The organism is uncultured Blautia sp., assembly GCF_902497045.1.
In the GTDB taxonomy this organism is placed as follows: Bacteria; Bacillota; Clostridia; order Lachnospirales; family Lachnospiraceae; genus Blautia_A.
Map to the genome: position 1 here is coordinate 1 of NZ_CABVDF010000244.1, position 3,966 is coordinate 3,966.

Genomic DNA, 3,966 nt, shown 5'->3' on the forward strand with positions numbered 1-3,966 from the left:
TTAAAAACAGCAGGTACCTTCCCGTTTCCACGTTCCGGTTCCTGCTGTCCCTTTATTATTTATAATATCACAGTTTCCTGCCTCTTTATTCCACTGTTCCGGAATTCCCCTGGAAGATCTGAGCGATCGGAGAATCTGCGGAAAGGATCACAGTCTTATCTTCACCCTTCATAGAATTCTTCAAAGCATCAAGACTTCTTACAAATGAATAGAAATCGCTTCTTCCCTCTTCCCCGTAAGCACTGGCAAGAATCTTCATATATTCCTGCTCGCCTTCTGCTTCCAGAATTTCTGCTTTTTTCTTTGCCTCAGAAATCTGAATGGCAACCTCTTTGTCAGTAGTGTTTCTGATCACCTTGGCCTCTGAATTACCCTGCGCCGTATAGGTAGCTGCAATGTTATCTCTTTCGGAAACCATCCGTTCATAAACAGCTTCCTTATTATCATCAGGAAGATCCAGCTGCTTGGTATCAAACAGCATTACAGAAATCCCGTACTGCTCCATGTTGTTTTCCACAGATCCCATAACCATTTCTGCAAGTTCTCCATCCCGGCTTGTGATCACTTCGTCCTGAGACATGCTGCTGATGGCATTTTTTGTTGCATTATATACAGCTGTATTGATACGGCTTTCTCCATTTTCAATGGAAGAATTCAGTGTCCTTGCAAATTTCAATGGATCAGAGATCCTCCAGATCACATAGCTGTCTGTGATCATAGTCTTCTTGTCTCTTGTGATAACATCAGATGGTGCCAAATCGTAAAGAAGCGTCTGCTTTGGCAATGTTGCTGTAGTTTCCACCACCGGTATCCTGAGACTGATACCCGGCTTATCGATGACGCGCTGCACCTTTCCAAACTGACGGATCAGCTTATATTCATTTTGCTTTGTTACCGTAATTGATGTAAGAGCTGCTGCAAATACAAAAACTCCGGCAATACCTATGAGAACTTTTTTCTTTTTCATAGTATTTATTCACCTCCCTGAGTTGTCTGAACATCTGTTGTCCCATCCTGAGTCTGCAAAGGCTCCTCTGCACTCTGTCCATTTTCTGCTTCCTGTCCGCCGTCTCCGGTAAAGGAATCCAGAGGAAGAACCTTCTGCGTACCGTCACCATTATCAATCACAATCTTCATACCCGGAAGTACATCCTCCATGGTTTCATAAAACATACGGAGTTTGGTCACTGTAGGATTTTTTACATATTCCTCATACATGGCATTAAATCTTGCCACCTCTGCCTCAGCTTCGTTGATACGCACCTGCTTCTGGGCTTCTGCATCCTGAACGATCTGGTCTGCCTGTGCCTCAGCTTCCGGAAGCTTCTCGTTTCTGTATTTGTTTGCATTATTGACTGCTGTTTCTTTTCCCTGTTTCGCTGTCTCAACAGCTTTAAACGCTTTCATAACTTCCTGTGTAGGCGGCTCGGAATCCTGTATGGTAATATTCACCAGCTGAATTCCCACATCCTGCTCTTCCATTTTTTTCATGATCATATCCTTGATCTTTGCCTGGATCTCACTTTTTCCTGTTGTAAGGACGTCATCCACTGTATAGCTGGCGATCACCGTACGTATGCAGCTCTGGGAAATACTTTTCAGAATCTCCTCCGGCTGCTGAGACGTATAAAGATATTTCACCGGCTCTGTAATCCTGTACTCCACAAAGAAATCCACATCAATGAAATTATAATCTGAAGTGATCATGATTCCTTCGTCTGCTACCACATCATTATTCTGCTGATTGTACCCGATCGGAAAGCCCTGAATAGTGGTATTTACCTTATGTACCTTCTGGATCAGCGGCAGCTTAAAATGAAGTCCTGTTTCCGTTACTGCCTTGGGAACTCCCAATGTAGACAGTACAGCCTGCTCCTGTTCCTGGATCTGGTAGGTACAATCGGTTGCAAGCAGTCCCACTACTGCCACAGACGCCGCAATGACTGCTGCTTTTTTTATATGCTTTCCTGCTTTTGGTTTTCTGGGGGACCATTTCTTTTTCATATTCATATTGTTATTATTAAATTCCTCCATCTGCATCCTCCTTGCTGCCCTTTCTTTCGAACATACAGATATATCTTTTCTGAGGTTCAGATATGTCCTTCCAGGGCTTTTCTGATGTTTAAAGAAAAGAAAAAGACTTTCATTTCGGACAGATCATATTCTGCCTCAAAACAAAAGTCTTGCTGCTTACTTCATATCGCGGATATCATTATGATAATTCAGATACCGTACTGACGCAAATATGTACCACTTTCTGAAAAACAATCTCGTTTTCATTCATGGCCGCTACTCCCTTTTCTTTGAATGGAATATTATCATATTTAGAAGATCCTTGCAAGTTTATTTTTTCACTAAGTACAAAATCAGAATATTGCACGAAAATTCATAAATGTTTTTGTGCTGTTTTCTGATTAATCTCCCATTTTTATTAGTTGAATCGCTTCCTTACTTCTGATATAGTATTACCTGGTGTGGAATTTCCACACACTTTTTTCATCGAGGGGATTTAAAAATACCATGAAACACACAACAGATCTGGGAAAGGATCCTATCTCTTCCCTTGTATTCCGTCTTGCCATTCCGGCAATGATTGCCCAGTTTGTCAATGTGCTTTACAGCATTATTGACCGTATGTATATCGGGCATATTCCCAAAATCGGGGAACTGGCGCTGGCCGGAGTAGGAGTCTGCGGTCCCATTGTCACTCTTCTTTCTTCCTTTGGAACCCTGGTTGGGCTTGGCGGTTCTATTCTTCTTGGAATCCGTCTGGGAGAAAAAAATTTTAAAAAGGCAAAGCAGATTCTGTCAAACTCATTTTTAATGCTGTCTGTCATTTCTGTTCTGCTGACCGTCTCCTTTCTTCTTATGAAAGATCGTCTGCTGATATGGTTTGGTGCAAGTGAGATTACCTTTCCTTATGCCAATACCTATATGACAATCTACACTGCAGGAACTTTTTTCGCACTGATGGCAGCCGGACTGAATTATTTTATCAACTGTCAGGGATTCCCTGTTGCAGGAATGACCACCGTTCTGATCGGAGCAGTCTCTAATATTATTCTGGATCCGGTTTTTATCTTTTTGTTCCATATGGACGTTGCCGGTGCAGCTATTGCAACTGTTATTTCCCAGATGGCATCCTGTGCCTTTGCGATTCTTTTTCTTTTCAGCAAAAAAGTACATGTTCCTATTTCTTTTGGAAACTATGACAGACGTCTTATGCTGAATATCGTTTATCTTGGACTTTCGCCTTTTCTGATACTGGCAACCGACAGTATCCTTCTTATTGTCATGAATGCTGTTCTTCAGAAATACGGCGGTCCCAAGCAGGGAGATATGCTGATCACCTGTGCTACCATTGTTCAGAGCTATATGCTGATGATCACTGCACCTATGATCGGCATCAGCGGAGGCACACAAGCTGTTATCAGTTATAATTATGGCGCTCAGGCAACACAGAGAGTAAAAAAAGCCATTCGTACTATCTTAAAACTGATGCTTTGTTTTACAACTGCCATGTTTATAGTGTCTCAATTCCTTCCAAAGGTCTTCGTATTGCTTTTTACTTCCAATCCAGAATATATAGACTTTTCCATATGGGGGATCCGGGTATTTACCATGATGGTGATTCCTTTAAGTTTCCAGTATGTATTTGTGGATGCACTGACTGCTCTGGAACGTACCAAAACAGCCCTTACGCTGTCTGTACTCAGAAAGTCCCTGTACATTATGGGAACCATTGCCCTTCCGGCTTTTTATCAGGCTTCCACGGCCTTTTATGCAGAGCCGCTTTCTGATGTAATCAGCTCAGCCGTATCTACGATCGTATTTCTTCTGATCATTGATAAACACCTTCTCAAACGTGAAAAAGCAATTATTTCCTGAAACTTATAATCACGATTTGTCCTAATCACGACCACCGGCTTAGCCGGTGGTTTGCTTTGACCCTATAAGGGTCTGTTA

General features: G+C 42.2%; 3 protein-coding genes. 1 reads left to right on the forward strand and 2 read right to left on the reverse strand.

The window, feature by feature from the left end:
• Positions 1-85 precede the first annotated feature (85 nt).
• On the reverse strand, positions 86-967 hold the full coding sequence (locus RDS42_RS13090) for a protease modulator HflC (protein ID WP_308784048.1): 882 nt from the start codon (positions 965-967) through the stop codon (positions 86-88).
• A gap of 5 nt (positions 968-972) precedes the next feature.
• Positions 973-2,034 carry an FtsH protease activity modulator HflK gene (gene hflK, locus RDS42_RS13095; protein ID WP_308784049.1) on the reverse strand — a complete coding sequence of 354 codons (1,062 nt, stop codon included), beginning with the start codon at positions 2,032-2,034 and terminating at the stop codon, positions 973-975.
• Between the two features lie 486 nt (positions 2,035-2,520).
• On the opposite strand from hflK, the gene RDS42_RS13100 reads away from it, so the two are divergent.
• The gene (locus RDS42_RS13100; protein ID WP_308784050.1) at positions 2,521-3,888 is read left to right on the forward strand and encodes an MATE family efflux transporter; all 1,368 of its coding nucleotides are present in this window, start codon (positions 2,521-2,523) and stop codon (positions 3,886-3,888) included.
• Positions 3,889-3,966 lie beyond the last annotated feature (78 nt).